The following is a 26343-nucleotide window of genomic DNA, read 5'->3' as shown; positions in this document are numbered from 1 at the left end:
AGAGCAATTCAAATCTGCCATCAAGAAGACATAAAAAAACCGGACCTTTCGGTCCGGCTTCTGATGCAGGAATAATCCGGCAGGCAATAATGTGACTTAAATCACATCATGCCACCCATACCACCCATGCCGCCCATGTCAGGCATGGCCGGGGCATCGTCTTTCGGCAGTTCGGTCACCATGGCTTCAGTGGTGATCATCAGGCCGGCTACGGAAGCAGCGAACTGCAGCGCAGAGCGGGTAACCTTGGTGGGATCCAGAATACCCATTTCCAGCATGTCACCGTAGGTGTCGTTACCGGCGTTGTAACCCTGGTTGCCTTCGGAGGCTTTCACCTTGGATACCACTACGGAAGCTTCTTCGCCGGCGTTGGTAACAATCTGACGCAACGGGGCTTCCATGGCGCGCAGGGCCACCTTGATACCCACGTTCTGATCTTCGTTGTCACCGGTCAGGCTGGCCAGCTTGGAAGCGGCACGCACCAGCGCAACGCCACCACCGGGCACCACGCCTTCTTCAACGGCTGCACGGGTAGCGTGCAGGGCGTCGTCGACGCGAGCTTTCTTCTCTTTCATTTCCACTTCGGTGGCAGCACCCACCTTGATCACGGCAACACCGCCGGCCAGCTTGGCCACGCGCTCCTGCAGTTTCTCGCGGTCGTAATCGGAAGAAGACTCTTCAATTTGCTGGCGAATTTGCGCTACACGGGCGTTAATGGCCTCGGCTTCACCCACACCGTCGATGATGGTGGTGTTGTCTTTGCTGATCACCACGCGCTTGGCACGGCCCAGATCTTCCAGGGTCGCTTTTTCCAGCTCCATGCCCACTTCTTCGGAGATAACAGTACCGCCGGTCAGAATGGCGATATCCTGCAGCATGGCCTTGCGGCGGTCGCCAAAGCCCGGGGCTTTAACACCGGCCACTTTCACGATGCCACGCATGTTGTTCACCACCAGAGTGGCCAGGGCTTCGCCTTCCACGTCTTCGGCAACCAGCAGCAGCGGCTTGGACTGCTTGGCCACGCCTTCCAGCACCGGCAGCAGCTCGCGAATGTTGGATACTTTCTTGTCAACCAGCAGAATGAAGGGGTCGTCCAGCTCAACGGTGCCGGTTTCCTGCTTGTTGATGAAATAGGGAGACAGGTAGCCGCGGTCAAACTGCATGCCTTCTACCACATCCAGCTCGTCTTCCAGACCCTGGCCTTCTTCCACAGTAATCACACCGTCGGTGCCCACTTTTTCCATGGCTTCGGCAATCAGGGTACCGACTTTTTCATCGGAGTTGGCAGAGATGGTACCTACCTGAGCAATGGCCTTGGTGTCTTTACAGGGTACAGACAGTGCTTTCAGCTCGATCACGGCCTGAGTGACAGCCTTGTCGATACCGCGTTTCAGATCCATGGGGTTCATGCCGGCGGCCACGGCCTTGAGGCCTTCGTTAACGATAGACTGAGCCAGTACAGTAGCAGTGGTGGTGCCGTCACCGGCCTCATCGTTGGCCTTGGAAGCCACTTCCTTCACCATCTGGGCACCCATGTTCTCGAACTTGTCTTCCAGCTCGATTTCCTTGGCCACGGATACGCCGTCTTTAGTGATGTTGGGCGCACCGAAGGACTTGTCCAGCACCACGTTGCGGCCTTTCGGACCCAGGGTTACCTTGACGGCGTCAGCCAGGATATTTACGCCTTTCAGCATTTTAACGCGGGCGTCGTTACCAAATTTTACGTCTTTAGCTGCCATTGTTTATCTTCCTTTAAAGTTGATGAACCGGATTATTCTTCGACGATGGCGAGAATGTCGCCTTCAGACAGGATCAGTACGTCCTGGCCATCCAGCTTCTCGGTTTTAACGCCAAACCCTTCGTTAAAGATCACCTTGTCACCGACCTTTACAGACATGGCTTTTACTTCACCGTTGTCCAGCGTGCGACCATTACCTACAGCCAGCACTTCACCGCGAGTGGATTTCTCTGCGGCAGAGCCGGTAAGAACGATACCGCCGGCCGACTTGGCCTCGGCTTCAATACGTTTGATAATGACGCGATCGTGCAATGGACGAATGTTCATCGATAACTCTCCTGATGAGTGTTGTTACCTTGTTAGATAAACGGCCAATGGCCGAAACCTGTTCCGTTGCCTTCCTATATGGGAGCGGTTTTCCTGCCTTCAAGAGCGATTGGTAAAAATTTTTTAAAATACCCGCACCAGCGGCGTTATCATGACCGCCATCTCTTCATTTACGGGTTTGCCAACACAGGGTTATTTTTTGCAACGCTCCAACTCCTTGCTAACTGCACCAATCGGCCCGCAACTGGCACGTATGACCGGTCCCATGGCGCTCGGCATAGTGGCGATCCTGGCGTTCAACCTGGTGGATACCTTTTTTATCGGCCTGCTGGGTACGGCACCACTGGCGGCGGTCACCTTTACTTTTCCGGTCACTTTTGTGGTGACCTCACTGGCCATGGGGCTGGGTGCCGGCCTGTCGGCCAGTCTGGGACAGGCACTGGGAGCCGGCCGCCACGAGCGGGCCGCCCGCTTTACCAGCGACAGCCTGCTGTTTTCTCTGTTGTTGATACTCATATTGGCCGGGCTGGGACTGGCCAGCATGGATATTGTATTTCCGTTGCTGGGTGCTCAGCCGGTGCTGCTTCCCCTTATTCATGATTACATGTTTATCTGGTATGCCGCCTGCCCCATGCTGATTGTGCCCATGGTGTGTAATGCCGCCATTCGAGCCACCGGTGATACCAAAACCCCGGGGCTGGTCATGCTGATAGCAGGCCTGGTCAACGGCATACTCGATCCTATACTGATTTTTGGCGCGGGCCCTTTCCCGCCAATGGGTATTCGCGGCGCCGCCATTGCCAGTGCCTGCTCCTGGCTGATGGCCATGCTGGTGGCCCTGACTTTGTTACAGCGCCGGGAGCAACTGCTGAGCTGGGAGCTTCCGTCACTGGGAGAAATGTTACAGCACTGGCGTCAGTTGCTGCATGTAGCTATTCCGGCGTCTTTTACCAGTGTGCTTAATCCGGTGGCTACCGCCCTGCTGATGCTGTTACTGGCAGACTTTGGCACCGAAACGGTAGCCGCCTACGGAGCTGCGTCCCGCATTGAAGCCGTGGTGCTGATTGTCATGATGGCACTGAGCTCGGTGCTGGCCCCCTTTATTTCTCAGAATACCGGCGCAGGCCAGTATGAACGCAGCCGCCATGGCCTGTTGCTGACCATGCGTTTTGCGTTGCTGTTTCAGTTTATTATTTTTGCACTGCTGTGGTGGCTGGCTCCCTGGCTGGCCGGCCTGTTTACCGACAGCGCTGAGGTGAGCCGCCTGCTGCAGCAATATCTGCAGCTGGTGCCCCTGAGCTACGGCTTGCAGGGCTGTTTTATGTTACTGGGGGCGGCACTGAACGGCTTGCGGGTGTCAATGATTTCCCTGCTGCTGAATGGCCTGCGGCTGTTTGGCCTGCTGCTGCCGCTGGCCTGGCTGGGTGCTGAAATAGCGGGTGCCGAAGGGATGTTTACCGGTATTCTGTTAGCCAATATGCTGGCCGGCACCATCGCCTGCCTGTTTGCCTGGCACCGCTTTCCCTGGAAGATTCGCCATCCGCTGAGTTGAAAGCCCGGGAACTGGGGAGCTTCCGGCTTCCAGCTCCTGAAGGGGCCGGTTATTTGTCGTCCTTGCGCTCGGCTTCGCCCTCAAAGGTAACGCCTTTTCTGTTACTCTCATCGTTCACTCGGGTTTCAGTGTGGTAGTAATACTCGGCACTGAAGGTATGGCCCTTGTCACCGCGCACATGGGCCCGGGACAAAAAGCGCTCCGCCAGGGCGGTGCGCACCGGCGGCAGCAACAGAAGAACGCCGGCAAAATCGGTGACAAAGCCGGGCAGCAACAGCAATACACCGCTCAGTGCCAGCATCATACCCGACACCATTTCCCGCGCCGGCGTTTCACCCCGGTTTACTTTTTGCTGAGCTTCCATCAGGGTCTGCAGACCCTGAATGCGCACCAGGCTGATGCCGATAATGGCCGTAAGCAGAATGAGCGCTATGGTACTCCAGGCACCAATGGCTGAGCCCACCTCGATAAATACAAAAATTTCCAGCAAGCCGGCACCAACCAAAAACAATAATACTTTGCCCACAATCACCTCTTTTTGCCGTTCACGGCTTACAATGGGGGTCAAGCTGATAGAAATGGGGACATCTGTCCCGTTTTTCAAATGTTACTGCACACCAAGGAGCACACCCTTGAAACCTGCCCTGATGATCGCCGCTCTTGCCACCCCGGCCCTGATGCTGGCTTACCTGGCGCTGGAACAGCGCTCTGCATCAGCACCAGCCGGGAATCAGGTTATGCCGGTGGAGCAGGCATTTGTCATCACACACGAACGCACGGACACAGTGGTACAGCTGAACATTAATATAACGCCCGGCACCTACCTTTACCGGGATAAGCTGCAACTGACTGCCGAAAACCTGACGCTGGGCAACTGGCAGCTGCCGGCCGGTGAGCTTCATCAGGACGAGTATTTTGGCAAAAGCCATGTTTTTCGGGAGCCTCTTACACTTATTCTGCCATTACAGCATGCAACCCTAAACAGCCGGCTCACCTTATCTTACCAGGGGTGCGGCACCGGCTTCTGTTATCCGCCCCAGCAGCTGGCTATTGAGCTTAACTGAGTTATTCCAGCAAATATTCCACACTGGTCACAACCCGTACCTTTTTCACTTCTGGCGTGTAACTGTCCAGATCCGCGATGGAAAAATATCCCTGCTGGGCCGCGCGAATGCCGCCCACCTGAGCATCCGCATCATCAGCAAACTGACGGGCCGCCTCTCGTGCATTGGCGGTAGCCTGCGCAATCATGTCGGGCTTGATGTCATTCAGGCCGGTAAAAATATATTGGGTTTTATGTTCATAGCTCTGGGTCAGTAACACACCCTGACTGACCAGGCCAGCCACTGCCGGCTGTGAGTTTTTTACCAGATCCACCTGATTGCTGCGTACCAGCAACACGGCATCAGCCCGGTAGCGCAGCGGAGAGCGCTGTTCGCCATACTGGCTGGCCCACACGTCCTGTACTACGGGGGCAGAAAAACTCAGCTCATTCTGAGCAAAACCCTGTTGCAGCAAAAAGCCGGTGATCTTGCTTCTGTCCCTATCAATGGCGGTATAGAGGTTTTCCAGAGTGTCCGCAGACACCGAAAAGCTCAGAGGCCACAGCACCAGATCGGCCCGCACTTCCCGCTCGGCCAGCCCTTTTACCGATACCACCCGCTCCGACTGCTTCCAGATGTGCACCGCATCCTTGAGATAACTGCCGCCCCAAATCAGCCCGAGGGCTATCAGGCCGCCCAGCAGGGCTGCCTGCCCGGTTCCGTTTGCTTTCATAAAAAACCCCGTTAGCATTTGCCGCTATGAACGATTCGAGTGTAACGCATTCCATGACACAGGCCAGCTCACCTTCTCAATGGTTTCTTTATTTGCTGCGCTGCCAGGATGGCAGCCTTTACGGCGGCATCAGTACCGCGCCCGAACGCCGCTGCCATGAGCATAATAAAATACAGCGACGGGCGTCCCGCTATGTGTGGGCGCGACGTCCCGCTATCCTGGTGTGGCAACAGCCGGTGGCCGACAAATCCACAGCGCTGAAACTGGAATACCGGCTAAAGCGCCTGCCCAAAACAAAAAAGGAGCAATTGCTGACGCAGCCTGATGGCTGGCAACAATTGCTCCCCGCACTCACCGGGGCCTCAGCCCCGAGTGCTGCACTTACTGCTGAGTAGCTTCTTCCTGCTGTGCAGCCACCGCTTCTTCAGCGTCGGCGGCCTTTTCAATATCCAGCAGCTCTACCTCGAAAATCAGCACGGCATTACCGGGAATGGAGCCGGCACCGGTTTCACCATAAGCCAGCTCAGCGGGAATAAAGAATTTATATTTGGCACCGACCGGCATCAGCTGAACCCCTTCGGTCCAGCCCGGAATAACCTGATTCAGCGGAAAACTGGCCGGCTCGCCACGCTCTACCGAGCTGTCAAAGGTAGTGCCATCAATCAAGGTGCCGGTGTAGTGTACTGTGACCACATCTTCTGCAGCAGGCTGGTCACCTTCGGCGGCGGTCAGCACTTCATATTGCAGACCGGACTCGGTTACCTCAACGCCGTCGCGCTTGGCATTATTCTCAAGAAACTCCTGCCCTTCCTTCAGAGTGGCTGCCGCTTCTTCTTTGGCTTTGGCTTCAATCAGCTCATTGATATGAGTGTCATAGTCCATCAGTGCCTGTTTGACTTCTTCTTCCGTCATGTCAGCGTCGGCACCAAAACCGTCTTTTACGCCCTGCAGGATTACGTCATTGTTAAGGTCAATACCCAGCTCCTGCTGTTTTTCGAGCGTGGAGCCAATGTAGCGCCCCATGGACAGGCCAATGGCATAGGCAGACTTATCCTCGAAACTGCTCAGCTCCGCTGCACCGTCAGCTGACGATGCAGCCTGAGTTTCTGCCGCTTTGCCTTCAACCGCAGTGGCATTTTCTGCCGGTGCAACAGAGGCTGCCTGCTCGTCATTACAACCACTCAAGCCCGCCATCACGGCGGTAGCCAGCAAACTGACCTGTAACAGCTTTTTCATTATCAACTCCGAATCGGGTGCACAGGCACCTTGGAAAATGAGAGACTTATACTCAGGGATTTATACTAACCTTGCAACTTGTCCATGCGAAACCCTTTAAACATAAAAAGCGGCACCGGCCTCATTGGTGCGGCAATGCTTGTCCTGATACTGGCCGGCTGTGACGCCGGTAACGCTCCGTTGAGCAGCCAACCACTGGCCAACGGAGCCATACTGGCCGCCGAAACCAATGGCCGCTTTACGCTGGTTACCTCAGGCAATGGTCCGGTACAGGTATGGCGGCAGGGTGATGCCACCCCGCTTTATCAGTGGCATCAGGGCGAGGAAACCGATCCTGTATTGCTGCTGACCATCAGCCCCGGCGGCAATGCCGCAGCCACGGCAACCAGCCATACCGTTGCTGTCTGGTCACTGGAAAGCGGCCAGAACCTGGGCTTTTACAGCTTACCGCAGAGCCTGAGAGCGCTGGCACTGGCGAATAATGGCCAGGCGCTGCTATTGGGTTACCAAAATGGCACAGTGGAGTTTGTAAACCTGAACACCGGCCGGCGGTTGCAGTATTTTGGCCATGAAAATGTGATTAACAGCCTGGATCTTTCTGCTAACGGCCGCTACGCCCTGAGTGCCAGCCATGATGGCATGGTGCACTTCTGGCAGACCACAGATGCTGCCCTGCTGGCCAGCTGGCAGCACAGTAATAGTGCCAACCTGGTTAAACTGGACGAACACGGTAGCTATGCCTTTAGTGCAGACGCGCAGGGTAACGGCGAAATACATCACCTGCCCGGCGGTGAGCTGCAGGCACAACTTAAAGTACCGGCACGGGGCCAGACTTTTGTGAGTGCCCGACTGAATGCCGGACAGAACCTGCTGGCTACCGGCGGCACCAGTCGCCGGCTGGATCTTTGGCAGCTTGACAGTGGCACGCACCTGCAGCAATGGCAGGTTGGCTTACACACTCAGCTAAGGCCCGCCAGCGCCATGGTGTATAGTGTCGCCTTTGTTTCGCCCGACACGCTTTACAGCGCCAGCTCTTCCGGCCTGGCCGAAACCTGGACAATCACCAACAGTGAGCAGAATGATGAATGACGAAGTGCTGCAGCGGCTTGAGCAGCTGGAAACCCGGCTGGCTTTTCAGGACGACACCATAGAACAACTGAATCAGGAAATTACCGCTCAGGGTGGCGAAATTGCCCGGCTCAAGCTACAGCTCAGCCTGCTGAGCAAAAAATTCAAGGAAATTCAGCCCGGTCAGATCGCCAGTCAGGCAGAAGAAACCCCGCCGCCGCATTACTAACAGCGCGAAGCCGTCACCTGGATGTACCTGAAGCGTGTCGGCGTAGTGTAACCGCGCTGCTGCTTCGCCGTGCACGGCTCTACAGACGATACAAAAAAGGCGCCGCAGCGCCTTTTTTATTGCCATTACGCTTAATGGTGATGATCGCAGCAGCCGCCGCTGTGGTCATGATCGTGCTCACCATGCACATGGCCGTGGGCCAGCTCTTCTTCGGTGGCTTCACGCACCTCGCGTACCACGCCCTTGAAGCACAGTGTCATGCCTGCCAGCGGATGGTTGCCATCCACTTTCACATATTCTTCGGCCACTTCCAGAATGGTCACCGGACGCTGACCGTCATCGGTCTCGGCCACAAAAGTGTCGCCTTCAGACACTTCCATGCCGTCAAACAGCTCGCCGGGCACAGACTGCACCAGAGTGTCGTCATAATCGCCGTAAGCCTGATCCGGGGTCAGAGTTACATCAAATTCGTCGCCAGCGGCTTTGCCGGCAAGCTGGGTTTCCAGTCCGCTGACCAGAAAACCGGTGCCGTGCAGATATTCCAGCGGCTGTTTGTTATCGGTGGTGTCCAGCACTTCGCCATCGGCGTTGCTGACAGTAAAGTCCAGTGTAACCACTGCGTTATCGGATACTTTCATGGGATTAACCCTGCCTGTAAATGGTACTGAATAGAATACATGATGGGCCGGCGGGATGAAATGAAGGCCATAAACAGAAAATGGCCCCGAGGGGCCATTGGCGGCAGAATTCAAGGAAACACAGGGAATGAAACTTGCGCTCTGCCAAGAGCAGTCTAGCCTGAAAGGCACCTCCATACCAAGCGGTCACAAGCCAAACGCACGAAAAGCACACAAAAACTGTGGAATATTCAATTATTCCGGGCGAAAAATACCAATAACCTCACCGCCGGCAGCAGATTCGGTGTTTTCATCTGCCTGACTTTTACGGTGACCACATTGCACACACTCGACCTTCTCGACACCATGCTCCATATACAGCATCATGGTATCTGCTGACTGACACTCTGGGCAGACGGCACCGGCTATAAACCGCTTTCTGCGACGGGTTTCCATGAAAGGGGATCCTGTACCATTTATCATGATGAAAATTTTCCGCCAAAAACGAACCAATCACAATGACCGCAAGCGCCCATTACAGTATTCATCATCAGCTTTTCGATCTGCCTCACTTAACCCCGGGCAAACGCCGCCGCCATATTAAAGGTGTGCTGCTGCTGGTGCATAAAGGCTCGGGCCTGCTGCAGCTTGGCCGCCAGCACGTTCCGCTGACCAGGGGTGAAGGCGCTTTTCTGCCCGCTGACACCCTGTTTGCCTGGCACGCCCTGGCAGGCAGCCGGGTCAGCCGCATTGAACTGTCCTGCCGGCTGACTCAGCCGCAGCAGGCCGGCCGCTTTTATCCCACTGAGCTGTTGGCTGCCATTACCGGCAAGCTGGCCCGCTGGCAGGGCGAACAGACCTGGCAGGGACCTTATGGCCGGCTGTGCCGCGCTTTACATGATGAGCTGCCGGCACAACAATTACTGCCTTTTGAGGCGATGGCTGAGTTACCTGCCCGCGTGGCAGCCAATCCGGCAGGATTTACCCTTGCCGATAACGAGCAAGAAGACTTCAGGGCCCTGTTTGGCTGCGATGCCGGCAACTGGCAGCGCCAGTATGCCCTGCTGCAGATGCTGCGGGAGTTGCCCAAGGCGGCAGATCCGGATGCCCTGGCCAAAGCTCACGGCTTTGCTTCTTTCCCCCAGTTTGAGCAGGATTGCCGGCACTGGCTGGGCAGCCCCTGTCATAGCCGGGGCAAAAACAGCTAGAATACCGCTTTTGCACAACTTCGGGTTTCTATGATCACCCTCAGCCAGATTGAATTGCTCCGGGGCGGCCGCCCCCTGCTGAAAGACGCCACTGCCACCATTCACGGCGGCCAGAAAGTCGGCCTGGTGGGTAAAAACGGTTGCGGCAAGTCTACCCTGTTTGCTCTGCTCAAGGGCGAGCTGAGCGTGGACAGCGGCCAATTTGCCCTGCCCGCCGACTGGCAGCTGGCCAGTGTGGCTCAGGAGACCCCGGCGCTGGACTGCTCCGCCCTCGACTATGTGATTGATGGCGATCAGCAATATCGTCGCCTGTGCCGGGAGCTGGAAGCCGCCGAAGCCAGCCACAATGGTATGGCCATTGCCGAGCTGCATGGCCGGCTTGAGACCCACGGCGGTTACCATATTCACGCCCGCGCTGCCGCCCTGCTGCATGGCCTGGGCTTTGCCAACGAGGCTCACGTCCGTCCGGTCAGTGATTTCTCCGGTGGCTGGCGCATGCGCCTTAACCTTGCCCAGGCGCTGCTCTGCCGCTCCGACTTGCTGCTGCTGGATGAACCCACCAACCACCTGGATCTGGACGCGGTGATCTGGCTGGAACGCTGGCTGAAAAGCTATGACGGTACTCTGATATTGATTTCCCACGACCGCGACTTTCTCGATGCCGTGGTCAACCGCATTATTCATATCGAAAACAGCCAGCTGAACGAATATACCGGCAATTACTCCGATTTTGAGCGCATGCGAGCCGAACAGCTGGCATTACAACAATCGATGTTTGAAAAGCAGCAGAAAGCGCTCAGCCATATGCAAAGCTACGTGGACCGCTTTCGCTACAAGGCCAGCAAGGCCAAACAGGCACAGAGCCGGCTCAAGGCCATGGAAAAGATGGAGCGCATTCTGCCCGCTCATATCGACTCCCCGTTCAGCTTTAGTTTTCGTCCGCCGGCCAGCCTGCCGGTGCCGCTGATTGCCATGGAAAAACTGGCGGCCGGTTATGGCAACAAGGAAATTCTGTCCAATATCAAGCTCAACCTGGTACCCGGTTCGCGCATCGGTCTGCTGGGGCGCAACGGTGCCGGCAAATCCACTTTTATCAAGTTGCTGGCGGGTGAGCTGACGCCCCTGCACGGCAAGCTGGAAGCCAGCAAAGGCGTGGCGCTGGGCTACTTTGCCCAGCATCAGCTGGAAAGTCTGCATCCGCAGGAGTCGGCACTGACTCACCTGGCACGGCTCGATCCCAACGCCACCGAGCAGAGCATGCGGGATTATCTGGGGGGCTTTGACTTTCATGGCGACAAGGTCAAAGAGCCGGTAGGTCCCTTTTCCGGTGGCGAAAAAGCCCGGCTGGTACTGGCACTGATCGTCTATCAGAAGCCTAATCTGCTGCTGCTCGATGAACCCACCAACCACCTGGATCTGGACATGCGCGAGGCCCTCACCCTGGCGCTGCAGGCCTTTGAAGGGGCAATGGTCATCGTGTCTCACGACCGCCACCTGCTGCGCGCCACTACCGACGAATTCTATCTGGTGGATGCCGGCAAGGTTGAGCCGTTTGACGGCGACCTCGATGATTATCACCAGTGGCTTACCGAGCAGGATAAAGCCGAGCAACCGGCTCAGAGCAGCACCGCCGGTGACAACTCGGCCCAGGCCCGGAAAGCTGAAAAGCGGCGTCAGGCTGAGCTGCGTCATCAGACTCAGCCCCTGCGCAAGGCCATTACCAAACTGGAAAAAGACATGGAGCGCTGCCAGCTGCAACTGGCGGCTATAGAGCAGCAGCTGGCCGACCCCGATATTTACGCTGCCGAGCACAAGGCCCGGTTGCAGCAGCTGCTGAAAGATCAGAGCCCGCTGCAACAACAGCTGGCCGAGGCAGAAATAGAGTGGCTGACGCTGCAGGAGCAGCTGGAAGATCTGGAGCAGCCATGATTAACGCCGATGAGCTGTGGAAATTCAGCGAACAGCATTACAGCCGCCCCGGTGTAGCTGCCGCCTGTCTGGAGCTGCAGGATGATTATGGTGCCAATGTAAATCTGCTGCTGTTATTACTGCTGCTGGAAGAGCAAGGGCAGACCACAGAACTTGCGCCTTTTATGCCGCTGCTTGAAAGCCGGCGGGGCATGTTTGCCCACTGGCGGAGTCTGCGCCGGCGGCTGAAGCCTGAACTCGGTGCCGACGACTATGCTCAGCTGTTGCAGCACGAGCTGGAGCTGGAGCGCTGGCAGCAGGAAGAGCTGCTCACTGTGCTGACAGCCGTGCCGGGCAGCGGTGCCCTGCTTGCTTACCTCAATACGTTACAGGTGGATAATGCTCACCTGTGGCAGCTTAAACTTGCCGGTTAAGAGAGACTTTTATGCTTAGTTATCGTCATGCCTTTCACGCCGGCAATCATGCCGATGTACTCAAACACGCGGTGCAGGCTTTTATTCTTGAATCCCTTTGCGCCAAGGACAAGGGCTACAGCTATATCGACACTCACTCCGGTGCCGGCGGCTATACCCTGAGCCACGAATGGACTCAGAAAAAGGCCGAGTATCAGGGCGGCATTGCCCGACTCTGGAACAAACAGGAGAAATGGCCGCAACTTTCCGGCTATTTCAATGCCATTCGCGCCATCAATGCCGGCGATGCGCTGGAGCATTATCCCGGCTCACCGCTGCTGGCGGCGCACTTTCAGCGCCCCCAGGACAGGCTCAACCTGATGGAGCTGCATCACAACGAAGTAGAGCTGCTGCGCCAGAATCTGAGCGGCGACGGCGTGGCCATTCATCACAGAGACGGCTTTGAAGGGCTGGTCGGCCTGTTGCCGCCCACGCCCAAGCGCGGTCTGGTATTGATTGATCCGCCCTATGAGCTGAAGGAAGATTATCAGCGGGTAGCCAGCACCCTGCAAAAGGCCCGCAAGCGCTGGCCCATCGGCATTTACGCGGTCTGGTATCCGCTGCTGGCCAGGGCCGTGGATCGCAGTGAAGGGTTGAAACAGGCACTGGCACAGCTCGGCTTTGAGCAAGTGCTGTGCGCCGAGCTGAGTGTGCAGAGCCAGGCCGATGACTTTGGCATGCATGGCTCCGGCATGATAGTGCTCAACCCGTCCTGGAAGCTGGATGAAAAACTCGCCGAGCTGCTGCCTTCCTTAAGCCAGACCCTGGCTCAGGACCAACAGGCCGGCTTTACCCTGGAATGGCTGAAATAAAGAGAAAACTCGAACAGAACATCATGCGAAGCAACAGCGCGGTTGCGCTCCGTCGACACGCTTCAAGCCCATCCATGGGACGCTCGGCAAATGCCATCCGTGGCATTTGACGGTCGACTACGGCAATCCCCGCTGTTACTTCGTGAAGCCTCAGTGCTGACTGTTAAATACAACTCCTGCCACTCCCTAATCCCCAATCCCTGCTTTTCAACGCTTCCTGCTTCAGCCAGTCCCGCACCAGAGCAATGTCGTTCAGGCGTGAAGAGTCGGGACGCCACACCAGATAGTAGCGGTGTTGGGGTGTCAGCTCGGTGGCAAAGGGACGGCACAGCCTGCCCTCGCGCAGCAAGTCGGCCACCAGCACAGAGCGGCTGAGCGCCACGCCCTGCCCTGCCAGCACCATCTCCAGCCCCAGATTACCATCACCCACAGTAAGCTGGCGGCAGTGGGGCAATATGTGCTCATTACCGCTCAGGGCCAGCCAGTTGGCCCAGCTTACTCCGGCGTATTCCGGGCCCGCCACCAGCGGCAGCCTGATCAGGTCTTCTACCCGCTGTAGCTGTGCCGCCAGCGCCGGCGCGCACACCGGAAAGGCAGTATCACTCATCAGCCAGTCACTGTGCAGGCCAGTATAATTACCTTCGCCATAGCGAATGGCCAGATCCGCTTCGCCAGCGGCAAAGTCGGCCAGTTGCTGACTGGGCTGCAGCCGCAGCTCAAGATGAGGGTGAAGTTCGGTAAAGCGCCATAATCTTGGCATCAGCCAGCGCGCCGCGAAAGAAGGCAACACACTAAGCTGCAGCGGGCCGGCAGCAGGTGACAGCAATTGATTCAGACCTTGTTCAAGCGTTGCCAGCCCTTGCTCGGCAAAAGGGAGTAAAGTGCGGCCTTCATAAGTAAGCACCATGCCAGCCCCCTTACGCACAAACAGCCGGCAACCAAGGGAAGATTCAAGATTGCGGATCTGCTGACTGACTGCCGCCTGAGTCACACAGAGCTCGTCAGCAGCAGCGGAATAACTACCATGGCGGGCAGCCACGGCAAATACCCGCAGCCCGCTCAGCCGGTTGGCAGTAACAAGCCGGGGGTTCAGCGCGTCAGCCCTTGTTCAGTACCGGCCTGGCATACATGGCCAGCACCCGCTCGCGCAGCTCGGCAGGTACCTGGCTCATGTGTGCGTCAAAGGCTCGTCGCTCGGCGTCATTTACTCCCACTGTCTGGCCGGCTGCCAGTAAATTGCTGGGAAACAAATGGTAGTTGGCGTGTATTTCCTGATCTATCTCGCGGGCCAGCTCATCAGCATTATCTGCGTCTGTGTTCAGCGGCTTGCCAAAAGCCACATGAACCCGACCTTTATGGCCGGTAATGCCCTGCACTATGCTTTGAATATCTTCGAATTCGCTTTTTTCATAAGCACCGGCCGTTTCCTTGGCGTGCAGCTCCCGGGCTTTGGCTACATCACCGGGGTCATATTCATACGATATGGAGACAGGTACCAGGTTCAGGCTGCTAATGTAGTCGTTAAAGGGAATTTTCTGCTTTTTCCCTTCCATATAGAACATTTTAAGAATGGCCGGATCCGTTTTGTCATTACCGTCCTTGGCCCGCCCTTCCTTCTGAGCAATCCAGATAGAGTGCTGTTCATCAAGAGAATGACGCAGGTAGGCAGAGAGCTCGCTGAACGCCTTCATCATCTCCCGCGGCCCCTTGGCGGAGCGCTTGACGATGAAGCTCTTGTTGAGCTTCATCAGTTCGGTGGCGCAGGGCTTGCGCAGCAGGTTATCGCCAATGGCAATGCGCACCGTATTCAGCTGATGGGTATACAGGCCCCAGTTGACAAAGGCCGGATCCATGGCGATATCTCTGTGATTGGAGATAAACAGATAGCCGGCATTCGGGTCCAGATGCTCCAGCCCGGAATAGCTGACGCCCTGAGTGGTGCCCGCTATCATTTTTTCCATAAAACGGGCTACCTCCAGCTGCACCTGATGCACACTGGTGACCCGACGCCAGCGCCAGGTCAGGTAAAGGCGAATCAGTCCCTTGACCAAGCCACCGCCTATGCGGGACAAACCACCATAGCGATAGCGGGCAATGGCACCGATAAACTCGTCGTCTGCAATCAGCCGGGCAATAGCGCCAGCCACCTCGTCATCATTATAAGGACGAATATCTTTAAATAAATCTGTGTCAGAAACCATGAAAGCCCAGAATCGAAGACAAAAAACCGGCCAGATTTTACACCCTTTGCGCTCAAAGGATAACGGTTAAGGGCAAATTCAGTACCAGATCATCACCACACAGGCCGCCGTCAGCGCTCCCATAACACTATTAAACCGCCGCCAGTGAACATCAGTGTGCAGCCAGCGCCGTACCCGCATTCCTATCAAGGTCCATAAGTGACCAGTGACGATGCCGCACATTAAAAACACTCCCAGCACCGTCCAGGCCGAAGGCCAGTATTGTTCACCTGCCAGGGTAAACCCGCTGATGGCAGAAATGGCCATTAACCAGGATTTGGGGTTCAGAAACTGAAAAAGGGCACCCTGATACCAGCGCATACCGGATTCATGACTGTTCGGTGGCGGGGCCACGGCAATGCGCCAGGCCAGCCACAACAAGTAACCACTGCCGGCAATTTTAAGGCCCCATTGCAGCGCCGGCCACAGCTCAAACAACCGGCCCAGCCCAAGCGCGGTGAACAGCAGCAGCAGCTGCAGCCCCAGCATGATACCCAGCAACAGTTTGAGTGACGACCGGTAACCATTATGAGTGCCGGAGCTGGCCAGTAACATATTATTGGGGCCGGGTGTACCACAGGCAGCAAGCGCAAAACCTGCCACCGGCCCCAGCAGAGAGATATCCATGACAGGGTTACCAGTAATGTGTTCGGTGAGAGCGTTGTTTTACTCGATTTTAGCGTCTGCGCCCAGTATTTTAGGTGCATTGTTCCCTCTGAGCTCATTGCCATGATCCATCCAAGCCGGTTTCAGCCATCCTGGTGGGCGCGTAATGCTCATCTGCAAACCATTCTTGCCCGTTATCTGCACCGTCAGCGCCAGCACTACCAAAACGAGCGGCTTGACTTACCCGACGGTGACTTTATAGATCTGGCCTGGGCCATGCCGCTGCAAGATGAAGCCCGCCCTCTGATAGTGCTGTTTCATGGCCTGGAAGGCGATGTGCAGTCTCATTATGTACAGGGCATGATGGCAGCCTTACACCATCAGGGCTGGCAGCCGGTATTAATGCATTTTCGCGGTTGTAGTGGCGAGCCCAACCGGCTGTTGCGAGCCTATCACTCCGGTGAAACAGAAGACGCAGCCTTTGTGCTCAGCACACTGCGCCAGCGCTTTCCGGGCAGAGTCATGGCGGCTATCGGTTATTCTCTGGGGGGCAATATGCTGGTAAATTATCTGGCTAAATATCACCGGAATCCGCTGTGTGCAGCGGTGGTGGTATCGGCCCCTCTGCAGCTGGCGGCCTGTGCTGATCGCATTAACCGCGGATTCTCCCGAGTATATCAGCGCTATCTGCTCGATCGTATGAAGCTTAACTGGCAGCGAAAACTGGCCCGTCATCGCCATGCCGGTATTGACACCGACATTAACGCCATTGCCAGCCTGCGGGAGTTTGATAACCGCCTGACCGCCCCCATTCATGGTTTTAACGATGCGGATGACTATTACCGGCGCTGCTCCGGTCTGCCACGGCTGGCTGATATCATCACGCCTACGCTGGTGCTGCATGCCGCCGACGATCCCTTTATGACAGATGCAGTAATACCGGAAGCAGACGCCCTGCCTCCGGCCATTACCTATGAGCTCAGCCGTCATGGTGGCCATGTGGGCTTTATGCACGGCGCTCCCTGGCGGCCACGTTACTGGCTGGAGCACCGGATACCCGGCTGGCTGCAGCAACACTTACTTTTCACTCAGGATCACGATTGATGATTATCTCCCATCGCGATTTGTCCGACGACACGCTCAAGAATTTGATTGAACACTTTGTACTGCAGGAAGGCACAGAGTATGGCGAGCAGGATATCTCGCTCGGACAAAAAGTATTAGAAGTAAAACAACAACTTGAGCGGGGTGATGCGGTCATTGTTTATAGTGAGTTGCATGAAACCGTGAACATAGTGCCGGCACAGCGTTTCGCTCACAAACCTTGACCTTGGCCCTGAGCACTGCGTATAAACACTGTCGGTTTCATCAATTTAAGGGTTTGTCATGTCTGCCAAGCACCCCATTATAGCGGTGACCGGCTCTTCGGGTGCCGGCACATCGACCTCTACTGAAGTGTTTCAGTCCATGTTTGCCCAGCTGGGTGTGAAAGCCGCCATGCTTGAAGGTGACAGCTTTCACCGCTATACCCGGCCGGAAATGGATGTTGCCATTCGCCGGGCCAGAGAGCAGGGCCGGCATATCAGCTATTTTGGCCCCGAGGCCAACGACTTTGAGCTGCTGGAGCAGTTTTTCAAGGAATATGGCGATACCGGCACCGGTCAGTTCCGACGCTACCTGCATACTTTTGATGAAGCCGTGCCCTTTAACCAGATGCCGGGTACCTTTACTCCCTGGCAACAGCTGCCCGACGATACCAACCTGCTGTTTTATGAAGGCCTGCACGGCGGTGTGGTCACCGGCGAGCACAACGTGGCCCAACATGTCGACCTGCTGGTGGGCATGGTACCCATTGTTAACCTGGAGTGGATTCAAAAGCTAATCCGTGACACTGCTGAGCGCGGCCACTCCCGGGAAGCAGTCACCGACTCCATCGTCCGCTCCATGGAAGACTACATCAACTTTATTACTCCGCAGTTTTCCCGTACCCATATCAACTTTCAGCGGGTGCCCACGGTAGATACGTCCAACCCCTTCAGTGCCAAGGTGATCCCCAGCCTGGATGAAAGCATGGTGGTGATTCGTTTTCGTGGCATCAAGAACGTGGATTTTCCCTACCTGCTGGCCATGATCGACGGTGCCTTTATGTCCCGGCGCAACACCATAGTGGTGCCCGGCGGCAAAATGGGCTTTGCCATGGAGCTGATTTTGCGCCCCATGCTGGAGCAGTTGCTGGAAACCGGAAAAATCCGCTGAATACAAACAGGCCCGGCATGGCCGGGCCTGAAAAGAGGCATGCCAGCTGTTAGCCAAAGGGCTCGGGTGCAGGCGTTTGGTTAGTAGACGGCGGTAATATCGGCAGCTCGAAACGGGGCTGCTCACCGGTCAATGATTTCAGAAACGCCACTATCTGGCTGACTTCCTGATTCGAATAAACCCGGCCCAGCTGTAACCGCCCCATAATATCTACCGCCTCTTCCAGTGTCGCTGCCTCACCGTCATGAAAATAGGGATAGGTCAGCTCCACATTACGCAAGGTCGGCACCTTAAAGGTAAAACGATCCGCATCCTTACCGGTAACGGCAGCACGGCCAATGGCATCAGAGTCGGACTGATAGGGCTCCACCACCCCCATTTTCTGAAAAGACGTGCCGCCCAGATTGGGGCCGTTATGACAGGCCACACAACCACTTTGCTTGAACAACTGATAACCGGCCAGGGCTTGAGCGCTCAGGGCGTTATCATCTCCCTTCAGCCACTGATCAAACGGCGAGTCGGGAGTCACCAGGGTTTCCTCAAAAGCGGCAATGGCGTCGGTGACCATATCGATATCCAGCTCAGACTGACCAAACACCGTCTCAAATTCGGAAACATAACCGGGAATGGACTGCAGCACTCCGATGGCCAGCTCATGAGTAAACGCCATTTCACCCGGATTAGCAATGGGCCCGCCTGCCTGTTCCTTGAGATCCGCTGCACGACCGTCCCAGAACTGAGCCAGGTTGAGACTGGAGTTCAGTACCGTAGGCGAGTTGATCGGCCCTTGTTGCCAGTTATGGCCAATGGACGTTTTAAGATTATCGGTTCCTCCCATCGACAGGTTATGGCAGGAGTTGCAGGAAATAAAACCCGAACGGGACAGGCGAGGATCAAAGAACAGCTTTTTTCCCAGTTCCGCCATGGCTGCATCGCTTACCTCAGCAGCTGGTATTGGCTGTACCGGCTCATTGCGTGGTCCCTGAGCATAAACCGCAGGGCCTGCCAACAGCAGACCGACGGCCAGACTGGTCAGTGTCATTTTCATGTTGCTTCCTTCTGATGATGGGCGAATGACAGCCACGAGACTGTTGTTATGGTTCTGGTTTCGCCCAGCATAATCAAAAACAGAAAGACTCAATTTGACCCAGATCAGTCAGCACTCTGTTCCATACTCAATACAGCCTGAGCCTCAGGCTGCTTTAATTTCAAAGGAAGAAGAAATCTCAACCGCCTTTTCCAGCATTTTGATCACGGAACAGTATTTTTCCATCGACAGTTCGACTGCCCGCGCCACCTGTTTTTCTGACAGCTCATGACCGGTTACCACAAAATGCAGATGAATGCGGGTAAATACTCGGGGGGGATTTTCCGCCCGTTCGGCACTGAGCTCGGCGTCACACCCGGTAATAACCTGGCGTCCTTTTTCCAGAATAGATACAACATCAATGGCACTGCAGCCACCGGCACCCAGCAGCACATGTTCCATGGGGCTGGCCCCTTCGCCCGGGTTGGTGCCGTCCAGAATGATTTTATGTCCTGACTCGGATTCGCCTTCAAAGCACATGTCCCGCAACCAGCTGACTTTTGCTTTCATAACATCTCCTTATAAAAACAGGCATAATAGCCTATTGCTTTAGTAGTAGAAAACCGGCGCGGCTCTTGATGAAGGTCTCCAAGCCTTTTATGCTAGCCGCTCACCCACGCAATTAGGTATAAGGCTGAGCCTTTGTAGCCCAGCCCGTCTCAAGAGGTATATTCATGGTTATCGGCAAGCCCCAAAGTGACCCGACCCTGGAATGGTTTTTGTCACATTGCCATATTCACAAGTATCCGGCCAAGAGCTCGCTGATCCATGCGGGTGAAAAGGCGGAAACCCTCTACTACATCGTTAAGGGTTCAGTGGCCGTGCTGATCAAGGATGAAGACGGCAAGGAAATGATCCTCTCTTACCTGAACCAGGGTGACTTTATCGGTGAGCTGGGTCTGTTTGAAGACACCGACAACCCGGTACGCACCGCCTGGGTTCGCGCCAAATCTCCCTGTGAAGTAGCCGAAATTTCCTACAAGAAATTTCGTCAACTGATCCAGGTGAATCCGGAAATTCTGATGCGACTGTCGGCTCAGATGGCCAGTCGGCTGCAGACCACCAGCCAGAAGGTAGGTGACCTGGCGTTCCTGGACGTGACCGGCCGTATTGCAGAAACCCTGCTGAGCCTGGCCCGTCAGCCCGACGCCATGACCCATCCCGACGGTATGCAGATCAAAATTACCCGTCAGGAAATTGGCCAGATTGTGGGCTGTTCCCGAGAAACCGTAGGCCGTATTCTGAAGATGCTGGAAGAGCAGAATCTGATCACCGCTCACGGCAAAACCATAGTGGTGTTCGGTACCCGCTGAGCCACTCGAATTGTTTATGATAACGCCACCTTAGCGGTGGCGTTTTTGTTGGTTATCAACCTTGAGGAAAAATGATGTCGAGCCGAGTTTATTGCATTGCCGCATTCAAACCCAAACCGGGCAAGGAGCAGGAGCTGTTTCGTGTGTTACAGGCGCTTGAAAGCGATACCCTGCGTGAAGACGGCTGTATTCAGTATCGGGTCACCCGTCATGTTGACAGCCCCTTTGCCGGTGGCCACAGCTTTCCATTGGTGTTTAACGAGATTTGGGCCGATATGGCCAGTTTTGAGGCCCACTGCCAGCGCAGCGGTATTCAGGCGTTTTTTGAAGCCCACTGCGTCAGCCCCGACGGGCTGGTGGCCGAGCACAATGTGTGTATCTACACCGACGAACCGGAAGACTTTGACGCCCCGCGTTTCTGAGTGAGGGATTGTAGGCCAATGCTCGCAAGGAGGGTAAAGGGAGCGGTTTCACGACCGATCAAATGCCATGGCCGAAAATTGCTCCTGCATGTTCGGCATTCCCACCATCCCTGGCGGTCAGATGCATTTGCCGAGCGCCCAGGGGGCGAGCTTACTCGCCGTGACGAACTAAAACGCCTGAACGAACATTTATTATGTTCGCAGCAGGCTTTTTAGTGAGTGGCAATTCAGCGAAGCGTGTCGTGAAACCGTCCCTTTGTCCGACTGAGGCCGGGCTTAATCCACCAGGCCGTACTGGTCGCGCAGTATGGCGATAATGTCGGCCTTGGGATTGTCAGAGAGTTCCAGTTTCTGGCCGGTGATTTTCTCGGCAATGCCCACATAGGTGCGGGAAATATTCATCAGCACTTCTACCGGCAGGGCATTGTTCTCGGCCAGGGCTTCCCGCTCGGGCATGCGCTCCTTGTTGAGCAGAATGTCCGGATCGGGAAAATGCTTAAGCAGCAGCTGGCGAAAGTCCTCTTTTGAATTTTCCACAATTCGACCTTCCCGGTAGGCCGGTCCATCCCAGATGCGGGATGAATCGGGCGTGCCCACCTCGTCCATGTAGATCAGCTTTTCGTTGCCCTGATCGTCGGTGACATAGCCAAACTCGAACTTGGTATCCACAAACACCTGATCGATTTTCGCCAGCTCTTGGCTTATCACCTCAAAGCCTTCTTTCAGCAGCCGCTCATAAGTGGCGATGTCGTCCCGGCTTTTGAAATTAAAGGCGGCGAAGTTGTCTTCAATGTTCTGGCGGGTGATGTTGACGTCGTCCGCTTCCGGCACGCCGGGAATACCCTTGAGAATGCCCTTGGTGGATGGCGTCATCAGCAGCTCAGGCAGCTTTTGATCCTTTTTCAGCCCTTCGGGCAGACGAATACCGCAAAACTCCCGCTCACCCTTTTCATAACTGCGCCACATGGATCCGGTGATGTACTGACGGCAAATAGCTTCAATTTTGACCGGGGTGGCCTTTTGCACTATCCACACAAAGGGATGGGGAATGTCGAGAATATGGCTGTCGGCCAGGCCCTGCTCCTTGAACAGACGGAACCAGTGATTGGAGATGGCATTCAGCGCCGCGCCCTTGCCCGGTACGCCGTTAAGACCTTCTTCGCCGTGCCAGATGCAATCAAAAGCGGAGATACGGTCGCTGATCACCATGATCGCCAGCGGCGCATCGGGGGCGACTTTATAGCCTTTTTCCTGGATCAGCCGGCGGCTGTCTGCTTCCGTCAGCCAGTAAACGGAGCGCACCTTACCGCTGTGTACCGGCTGGTGGGTTCGAATGGGAAGATCATTATTAACGGCCAAAACCTTGTCTGCGAGGCTCATCACTGTTGTCCTGTATATGGGGGGTATTAAGCGCCGCCATTCTACCAGATGTGAGAAACCGGCAATAGCCGCACCAGCAGGCCGCCCAGGTCCGGCTGAGCCGGTGCCAGCCAGATTGCGCCCGCCAGCAGTGCCAGCAACAGCAGGTTGGGCAGCGGTGCCGGCCACTCAATCAGCTTGAAGGCAGTACCAAAGGATTTTTTAATGCGTCGGCCTTCCAGATCGATACTGTACAGCTCGTCCAGCAGCAGGTGAATGCAGGCACCAAGAAACACAAACAGGCCGGTAAACCAGGCCATATCTGATGGCTGACTAAACAAACGATCGGCTACCACCACTGTCATCAGACCAAATACCGCATTGGCCAGCAACGAATGCAGGCTGGCCCTGTGCACGGTGAAATGCGCAAAAAACCAGCACAGCGGATAGCGTACCAGGCCATAACCCACCGCCCCCAGCACCAGGGTATCAACCAGCGACAAATGCTGCTGGCCAAACAATAACGCCAGCGTCGCTGCCAGGGCACCAAACAGCCGGAATACGATATTCAAAGAGCGGGATGAGTCCGAATCCATATCCGGCAAAATACCGCCCAGACTGCCCGCCAGCCACAACAGACAAGCCTGAGTTAAGGTCACTTCCTCTGCCCACACCATACCGGCGGCCAGCAAACCGCTGGCGGCGCTTGCCACCTGAATATGAGTTCTGAAATTCGCCATCGACCACCTTTCCCGGCGCTAAGAAAGAGGCGAGTCTAGCATGGGACTACTGGACAAAAAAACAGGGGCTGCCGAGGCAGCCCCGTGACGGTGCAACAGTGCGTCCCTATCTGTCCGGCTCAGTGGCTCGGCAACAGTCCTGCCGGTACCAGATGGCTGAGCACGTTGGCCTTGAGCAGGGCGTTGGCCTGCTCGATATCCGGACCAAAGAAACGGTCCTTGTCGTAATAGCTCACCCGCTCACGCAGGGTTTGGCGCGCCTGCTCCAGCACTTCGGTGGTGTGCAGGCCACCGCGGAAGTCCAGCCCCTGACAGGCTGCCAGCCATTCAATGGCCAGCACGCCCCGGGTGTTTTCCGCCATGTCCCACAGCCGGCGACCGCCGTTGGGGGCCATGGAGACATGGTCTTCCTGGTTGGCGGAAGTGGGCAGCGAGTCCACCGAGTGCGGGTGCGCCAGCGCCTTGTTGTCGGAGGCCAAAGCTGCTGCCGACACCTGAGCAATCATAAAGCCGGAGTTGACCCCGCCGTTTTCCACCAGGAAGGGCGGCAGGCCCGACATATGGGTGTCCATCATCAGCGACACCCGGCGCTCGCTTAAGGATCCGATTTCGGCAATGGCCAGGGCCAGGTTGTCGGCGGCCATGGCCACCGGCTCGGCGTGGAAGTTGCCGCCGGAAATCACGTCGTTGTCGTCGGCAAACACCAGCGGGTTGTCGGACACGGCGTTGCCTTCAATTAACAATACCTCGGCGGCCTGACGCAGCTGGGTCAGACAGGCGCCCATCACCTGGGGCTGACAGCGCAGGGAATACGGATCCTGCACCTTGGCACAGTTAACGTGAGAGCGGCTAATCTCGCTCGCCTCGCCCAGCACGTGGCGGTAGGCGGCGGCGGCATCGATCTGCCCCTGCTGGCCACGCACGTCGTGAATGCGCGGGTCAAACGGACGGCGTGAGCTCAGGGTGGCTTCCACCGTCAGGCCGCCCACGGCAATGGCCCCGGCGAACAAGTCTTCCGCCTCAAACAGGCCGCGCAGGGCAAAGGCGGTGGACACCTGGGTGCCATTCAGCAGCGCCAGGCCTTCCTTCGGTGCCAGCCCCATGGGCTTGAGTCCGGCGATCTCCAATGCCTGGCCGGCACTGATGATCTCCCCCTTATAGCGGGCATGACCCTCGCCCAGCAGCACGCAGCTCATGTGCGCCAGCGGCGCCAGATCCCCTGAAGCACCCACGGAGCCCTTGCCGGGAATACAGGGGTAGACCTCATGGTTAACCAGCGCCATCAGTGCCTCCAGCACGTCCAGGCGAATGCCGGAAAAGCCCCGGGCCAGACCGTTGATCTTGAGCACCATGATGAGTCGCACCAGATTGTCGCTCACCAGTTCGCCCAGGCCGGTGGCGTGGGACAGCACCAGGGAGCGCTGCAGGGTTTCCAGATCTTCGGGTTTGATGCGAGTGTTGGCCAGCAGGCCAAAGCCGGTGTTGATGCCATAGACGGTGCGGTCTTCCGCCACCATGCGGTTCACGCAATCCACCGAGGCCTGAATGGCCTTATGGGTGCTGGAGTCCAGGCTCAGCTTAACCGGCTGCTGATAGGCCTGGCGCATTTGCGCCAGGGTCATTTTTCCGGGGTTGATGGTCAGTGTGTTCATCGTGTTCAGTCCTTCTTGCTCAAGCCATTCACCATGGGCAGATCCAGGCCCTGCTCCCGGGCGCAATCAATGGCAATATCATAGCCGGCATCGGCATGACGCATCACCCCGGTGCCCGGGTCGTTGCGCAGCACGCGGCCCAGACGGGCGGCGGCGGCGTCGGTGCCGTCGGCGACGATCACCACGCCCGAGTGCTGGCTGAAGCCCATGCCCACGCCGCCACCGTGGTGCAGAGATACCCAGGTGGCACCGCCGGCGGTGTTCAGCAGGGCGTTCAGCAGCGGCCAGTCGGAGACCGCATCGGAGCCGTCCTTCATGGCTTCGGTTTCCCGGTTGGGGCTGGCTACCGAGCCGGAGTCCAGGTGATCCCGGCCTATTACTATGGGCGCCTTGAGCTCGCCGTTCTTAACCATGTCATTGAATGCCTGGCCAAGACGGGCGCGATCCTTCAGACCCACCCAGCAGATCCGCGCCGGCAGACCCTGAAAGCTGATGCGCTCCCGGGCCATGTCGAGCCAGTTGTGCAGGTGCGGATCATTCGGGATCAGCTCCTTCACCTTGGCGTCGGTCTTGTAAATGTCTTCCGGATCGCCGGACAGCGCTACCCAGCGGAACGGGCCGATACCCTGGCAGAACAGCGGGCGAATATAGGCCGGCACGAAGCCGGGGAAGTCAAAGGCGTTGTCCACTCCCTTTTCTTTGGCCATCTGGCGAATGTTGTTGCCGTAATCGGTAGTGGCCGAGCCCCGCTCCTGCAGCGCCAGCATGGCGCGCACCTGAATGGCCATGGACTCCTTGGCGGCATCCACCACGGCGGCTTCGTCCTTGCGGCGCATCTCAGCGGCGTAGTCCATGGTCCAGCCCTTGGGCAGATAGCCGTTCAGGGGATCGTGGGCACTGGTCTGATCGGTGGTCACGTCGGGCACTATGCCGCGCGCCACGATTTCCGGGAAGATGTCGGCACAGTTGCCGAGCAGGCCCACGGACACTGCCTCGCCCTTGCTCTTGGCTTCATCGATGATGCCCAGCGCTTCATCCAGGCTATAGGCCTTTTTATCGACGTAACGGGTACGCAGACGGAAGTCGATGCGGGTTTCGTCACATTCCACCGCAATACAGCTGAAGCCGGCCATGGTGGCCGCCAGGGGCTGGGCACCGCCCATGCCGCCCAGACCGCCGGTGAGGATCCAGCGACCTTTGGCGTCGCCGTTAAAGTGCTGCTTGGCCATGGCCACAAAGGTTTCGTAAGTGCCCTGCACAATGCCTTGAGAGCCGATGTAGATCCAGGATCCGGCGGTCATCTGGCCGTACATCATCAGGCCCTTTTTATCGAGCTCGTTAAAGTGCTCCCAGTTGGCCCAGTGGGGCACCAGGTTGGAGTTGGCCAGCAGCACCCGGGGGGCGTCGGCGTGGGTCTTGAACACGCCCACCGGCTTGCCGGACTGGATCAGCAGGGTTTCGTCGTCTTCCAGCCGGGTCAGCACATCCTTGATGCGATCAAAACAGGGCCAGTTGCGGGCCGCGCGGCCGATGCCGCCGTACACCACCAGATCCTCGGGGCGCTCGGCTACATCCGGGTGCAGGTTGTTGTGCAGCATGCGGTAAGCGGCTTCGGTGAGCCAGCTTTTACAGATTTTGTTGACGCCGGTGGGTGCCTTGATCACACGGCGGGGATCGTGACGCTTGTTTTGAGATGACAGGTTTTGCTGAGACATGGAAAATTC

At 56.7% G+C, this 26343-nt stretch carries 30 protein-coding genes; 14 read left to right on the top strand and 16 right to left on the bottom strand.

Going from position 1 to position 26343, the window contains the following annotated elements:
• Positions 1-101 precede the first annotated feature (101 nt).
• Both groL and R0I78_RS14770 read right to left on the bottom strand, forming a co-directional pair.
• The gene (gene groL, locus R0I78_RS14775) at positions 102-1739 is read right to left on the bottom strand and encodes a chaperonin GroEL (protein WP_019935283.1); all 1638 of its coding nucleotides are present in this window, start codon (positions 1737-1739) and stop codon (positions 102-104) included.
• A 32-nt stretch (positions 1740-1771) separates the two neighbouring features.
• A complete protein-coding gene (locus R0I78_RS14770) occupies positions 1772-2065 on the bottom strand; it encodes a co-chaperone GroES (protein WP_019935282.1) in 294 nt (97 codons plus the stop codon).
• Positions 2066-2318: 253 nt separating this feature from the next.
• Between R0I78_RS14770 and R0I78_RS14765 the strand changes: the two genes are divergently transcribed.
• Positions 2319-3617, top strand: a complete 1299-nt coding sequence (locus tag R0I78_RS14765; protein WP_019935281.1) for an MATE family efflux transporter — start codon at positions 2319-2321, stop codon at positions 3615-3617.
• A 49-nt stretch (positions 3618-3666) separates the two neighbouring features.
• Here R0I78_RS14765 and R0I78_RS14760 read toward each other — a convergent pair whose 3' ends face one another.
• Positions 3667-4143: an FxsA family protein gene (locus R0I78_RS14760; protein WP_026344864.1), complete on the bottom strand. Its 477-nt coding sequence runs from the start codon at positions 4141-4143 to the stop codon at positions 3667-3669.
• Positions 4144-4249: 106 nt separating this feature from the next.
• On the opposite strand from R0I78_RS14760, the gene R0I78_RS14755 reads away from it, so the two are divergent.
• Positions 4250-4681 carry a protein-disulfide reductase DsbD domain-containing protein gene (locus R0I78_RS14755; protein WP_317075856.1) on the top strand — a complete coding sequence of 144 codons (432 nt, stop codon included), beginning with the start codon at positions 4250-4252 and terminating at the stop codon, positions 4679-4681.
• 1 nt (position 4682) lies between these two features.
• Here R0I78_RS14755 and R0I78_RS14750 read toward each other — a convergent pair whose 3' ends face one another.
• A complete protein-coding gene (locus R0I78_RS14750; RefSeq protein ID WP_317075855.1) occupies positions 4683-5393 on the bottom strand; it encodes an SIMPL domain-containing protein in 711 nt (236 codons plus the stop codon).
• Between the two features lie 26 nt (positions 5394-5419).
• Here R0I78_RS14750 and R0I78_RS14745 point away from each other — a divergent pair, with 26 nt between their 5' ends.
• Complete coding sequence (locus tag R0I78_RS14745; RefSeq protein ID WP_040614609.1) at positions 5420-5788, top strand: GIY-YIG nuclease family protein; 369 nt, start codon at positions 5420-5422, stop codon at positions 5786-5788.
• Here R0I78_RS14745 and fkpA read toward each other — a convergent pair.
• Entirely contained in the window at positions 5775-6629 is an 855-nt protein-coding gene (fkpA, locus tag R0I78_RS14740) for an FKBP-type peptidyl-prolyl cis-trans isomerase (protein ID WP_019935276.1), read from the bottom strand. The genes R0I78_RS14745 and fkpA overlap by 14 nt on opposite strands.
• A gap of 135 nt (positions 6630-6764) precedes the next feature.
• Between fkpA and R0I78_RS14735 the strand changes: the two genes are divergently transcribed.
• Positions 6765-7718, top strand: a complete 954-nt coding sequence (locus R0I78_RS14735) for a hypothetical protein (RefSeq protein ID WP_317075854.1) — start codon at positions 6765-6767, stop codon at positions 7716-7718.
• The gene (locus R0I78_RS14730; RefSeq protein WP_019935274.1) at positions 7711-7926 is read left to right on the top strand and encodes a SlyX family protein; all 216 of its coding nucleotides are present in this window, start codon (positions 7711-7713) and stop codon (positions 7924-7926) included. Before R0I78_RS14735 ends, R0I78_RS14730 begins: the two co-directional genes overlap by 8 nt.
• Before the next feature lie 131 nt (positions 7927-8057).
• Here the strand turns inward: R0I78_RS14730 and slyD are convergent, their stop codons facing one another.
• Positions 8058-8564: a peptidylprolyl isomerase gene (slyD, locus tag R0I78_RS14725; RefSeq protein ID WP_317075853.1), complete on the bottom strand. Its 507-nt coding sequence runs from the start codon at positions 8562-8564 to the stop codon at positions 8058-8060.
• A gap of 234 nt (positions 8565-8798) precedes the next feature.
• Positions 8799-8999 carry a YheV family putative zinc ribbon protein gene (locus R0I78_RS14720; protein WP_019935272.1) on the bottom strand — a complete coding sequence of 67 codons (201 nt, stop codon included), beginning with the start codon at positions 8997-8999 and terminating at the stop codon, positions 8799-8801.
• Between the two features lie 62 nt (positions 9000-9061).
• Between R0I78_RS14720 and R0I78_RS14715 the strand changes: the two genes are divergently transcribed.
• Genes R0I78_RS14715 through R0I78_RS14700 form a run of 4 tightly spaced genes read left to right on the top strand, consistent with a single transcriptional unit; the run spans position 9062 to position 12944 of the window.
• The gene (locus R0I78_RS14715; RefSeq protein ID WP_019935271.1) at positions 9062-9751 is read left to right on the top strand and encodes an AraC family ligand binding domain-containing protein; all 690 of its coding nucleotides are present in this window, start codon (positions 9062-9064) and stop codon (positions 9749-9751) included.
• Between the two features lie 30 nt (positions 9752-9781).
• Positions 9782-11680, top strand: a complete 1899-nt coding sequence (locus R0I78_RS14710) for an ABC transporter ATP-binding protein (RefSeq protein ID WP_317075852.1) — start codon at positions 9782-9784, stop codon at positions 11678-11680.
• Positions 11677-12093, top strand: a complete 417-nt coding sequence (locus tag R0I78_RS14705; RefSeq protein WP_019935269.1) for a TIGR02444 family protein — start codon at positions 11677-11679, stop codon at positions 12091-12093. The genes R0I78_RS14710 and R0I78_RS14705 overlap by 4 nt, the downstream gene beginning before the upstream one ends.
• Positions 12094-12104: 11 nt before the next feature.
• A complete protein-coding gene (locus R0I78_RS14700; RefSeq protein ID WP_317075851.1) occupies positions 12105-12944 on the top strand; it encodes a 23S rRNA (adenine(2030)-N(6))-methyltransferase RlmJ in 840 nt (279 codons plus the stop codon).
• A 163-nt stretch (positions 12945-13107) separates the two neighbouring features.
• On the opposite strand, the gene R0I78_RS14695 is transcribed toward R0I78_RS14700, so the two are convergent.
• The 3 genes from R0I78_RS14695 to R0I78_RS14685 all read right to left on the bottom strand — a co-directional run bounded on the left by R0I78_RS14695 (position 13108) and on the right by R0I78_RS14685 (position 15811).
• Positions 13108-13998, bottom strand: coding sequence for a LysR substrate-binding domain-containing protein (locus R0I78_RS14695; RefSeq protein ID WP_317075868.1), 891 nt, complete (start codon positions 13996-13998; stop codon positions 13108-13110).
• Positions 13999-14041: 43 nt separating this feature from the next.
• The gene (locus tag R0I78_RS14690) at positions 14042-15145 is read right to left on the bottom strand and encodes a 1-acyl-sn-glycerol-3-phosphate acyltransferase (protein WP_317075850.1); all 1104 of its coding nucleotides are present in this window, start codon (positions 15143-15145) and stop codon (positions 14042-14044) included.
• Between the two features lie 78 nt (positions 15146-15223).
• Complete coding sequence (locus tag R0I78_RS14685; protein ID WP_019935265.1) at positions 15224-15811, bottom strand: LysE family translocator; 588 nt, start codon at positions 15809-15811, stop codon at positions 15224-15226.
• A gap of 102 nt (positions 15812-15913) precedes the next feature.
• On the opposite strand from R0I78_RS14685, the gene R0I78_RS14680 reads away from it, so the two are divergent.
• From R0I78_RS14680 to R0I78_RS14670, 3 genes are read left to right on the top strand one after another with little or no spacing between them, the layout of a single operon-like run.
• Positions 15914-16894, top strand: coding sequence for a hydrolase (locus R0I78_RS14680; RefSeq protein WP_019935264.1), 981 nt, complete (start codon positions 15914-15916; stop codon positions 16892-16894).
• Positions 16894-17118: a YheU family protein gene (locus R0I78_RS14675; protein ID WP_019935263.1), complete on the top strand. Its 225-nt coding sequence runs from the start codon at positions 16894-16896 to the stop codon at positions 17116-17118. The genes R0I78_RS14680 and R0I78_RS14675 overlap by 1 nt, the downstream gene beginning before the upstream one ends.
• A gap of 58 nt (positions 17119-17176) precedes the next feature.
• Positions 17177-18046 (top strand): phosphoribulokinase, encoded by an 870-nt coding sequence (locus R0I78_RS14670; RefSeq protein WP_019935262.1) that lies wholly within the window; start codon positions 17177-17179, stop codon positions 18044-18046.
• A gap of 49 nt (positions 18047-18095) precedes the next feature.
• On the opposite strand, the gene R0I78_RS14665 is transcribed toward R0I78_RS14670, so the two are convergent.
• Together R0I78_RS14665 and R0I78_RS14660 are read right to left on the bottom strand one after the other, a co-directional pair.
• Complete coding sequence (locus R0I78_RS14665; RefSeq protein WP_019935261.1) at positions 18096-19094, bottom strand: cytochrome-c peroxidase; 999 nt, start codon at positions 19092-19094, stop codon at positions 18096-18098.
• A gap of 144 nt (positions 19095-19238) precedes the next feature.
• Positions 19239-19643 carry an OsmC family protein gene (locus R0I78_RS14660; protein ID WP_019935260.1) on the bottom strand — a complete coding sequence of 135 codons (405 nt, stop codon included), beginning with the start codon at positions 19641-19643 and terminating at the stop codon, positions 19239-19241.
• A 164-nt stretch (positions 19644-19807) separates the two neighbouring features.
• Between R0I78_RS14660 and crp the strand changes: the two genes are divergently transcribed.
• Positions 19808-20446 (top strand): cAMP-activated global transcriptional regulator CRP, encoded by a 639-nt coding sequence (gene crp / locus R0I78_RS14655; protein WP_019935259.1) that lies wholly within the window; start codon positions 19808-19810, stop codon positions 20444-20446.
• 74 nt (positions 20447-20520) lie between these two features.
• Positions 20521-20868 (top strand): putative quinol monooxygenase, encoded by a 348-nt coding sequence (locus tag R0I78_RS14650; protein ID WP_019935258.1) that lies wholly within the window; start codon positions 20521-20523, stop codon positions 20866-20868.
• A 276-nt stretch (positions 20869-21144) separates the two neighbouring features.
• Here R0I78_RS14650 and R0I78_RS14645 read toward each other — a convergent pair whose 3' ends face one another.
• The 4 genes from R0I78_RS14645 to hutU all read right to left on the bottom strand — a co-directional run bounded on the left by R0I78_RS14645 (position 21145) and on the right by hutU (position 26334).
• Positions 21145-22248 carry a phosphoribosylaminoimidazolesuccinocarboxamide synthase gene (locus tag R0I78_RS14645; protein WP_317075849.1) on the bottom strand — a complete coding sequence of 368 codons (1104 nt, stop codon included), beginning with the start codon at positions 22246-22248 and terminating at the stop codon, positions 21145-21147.
• 41 nt (positions 22249-22289) lie between these two features.
• Positions 22290-22967 carry a metal-dependent hydrolase gene (locus R0I78_RS14640; protein WP_317075847.1) on the bottom strand — a complete coding sequence of 226 codons (678 nt, stop codon included), beginning with the start codon at positions 22965-22967 and terminating at the stop codon, positions 22290-22292.
• A gap of 119 nt (positions 22968-23086) precedes the next feature.
• A complete protein-coding gene (gene hutH / locus R0I78_RS14635; RefSeq protein ID WP_317075846.1) occupies positions 23087-24619 on the bottom strand; it encodes a histidine ammonia-lyase in 1533 nt (510 codons plus the stop codon).
• 5 nt (positions 24620-24624) lie between these two features.
• Positions 24625-26334, bottom strand: a complete 1710-nt coding sequence (gene hutU / locus R0I78_RS14630) for a urocanate hydratase (RefSeq protein ID WP_317075845.1) — start codon at positions 26332-26334, stop codon at positions 24625-24627.
• Between the last annotated feature and the right edge of the window lie 9 nt (positions 26335-26343).

The sequence above is a fragment of the Oceanimonas sp. CAM02 genome, from assembly GCF_032842915.1.
GTDB classification, from domain to species: Bacteria; Pseudomonadota; Gammaproteobacteria; order Enterobacterales; family Aeromonadaceae; genus Oceanimonas; species Oceanimonas smirnovii.
Note: the sequence above shows the minus strand (reverse complement) of the source record. Positions and strands in the feature narration are given on the sequence as shown.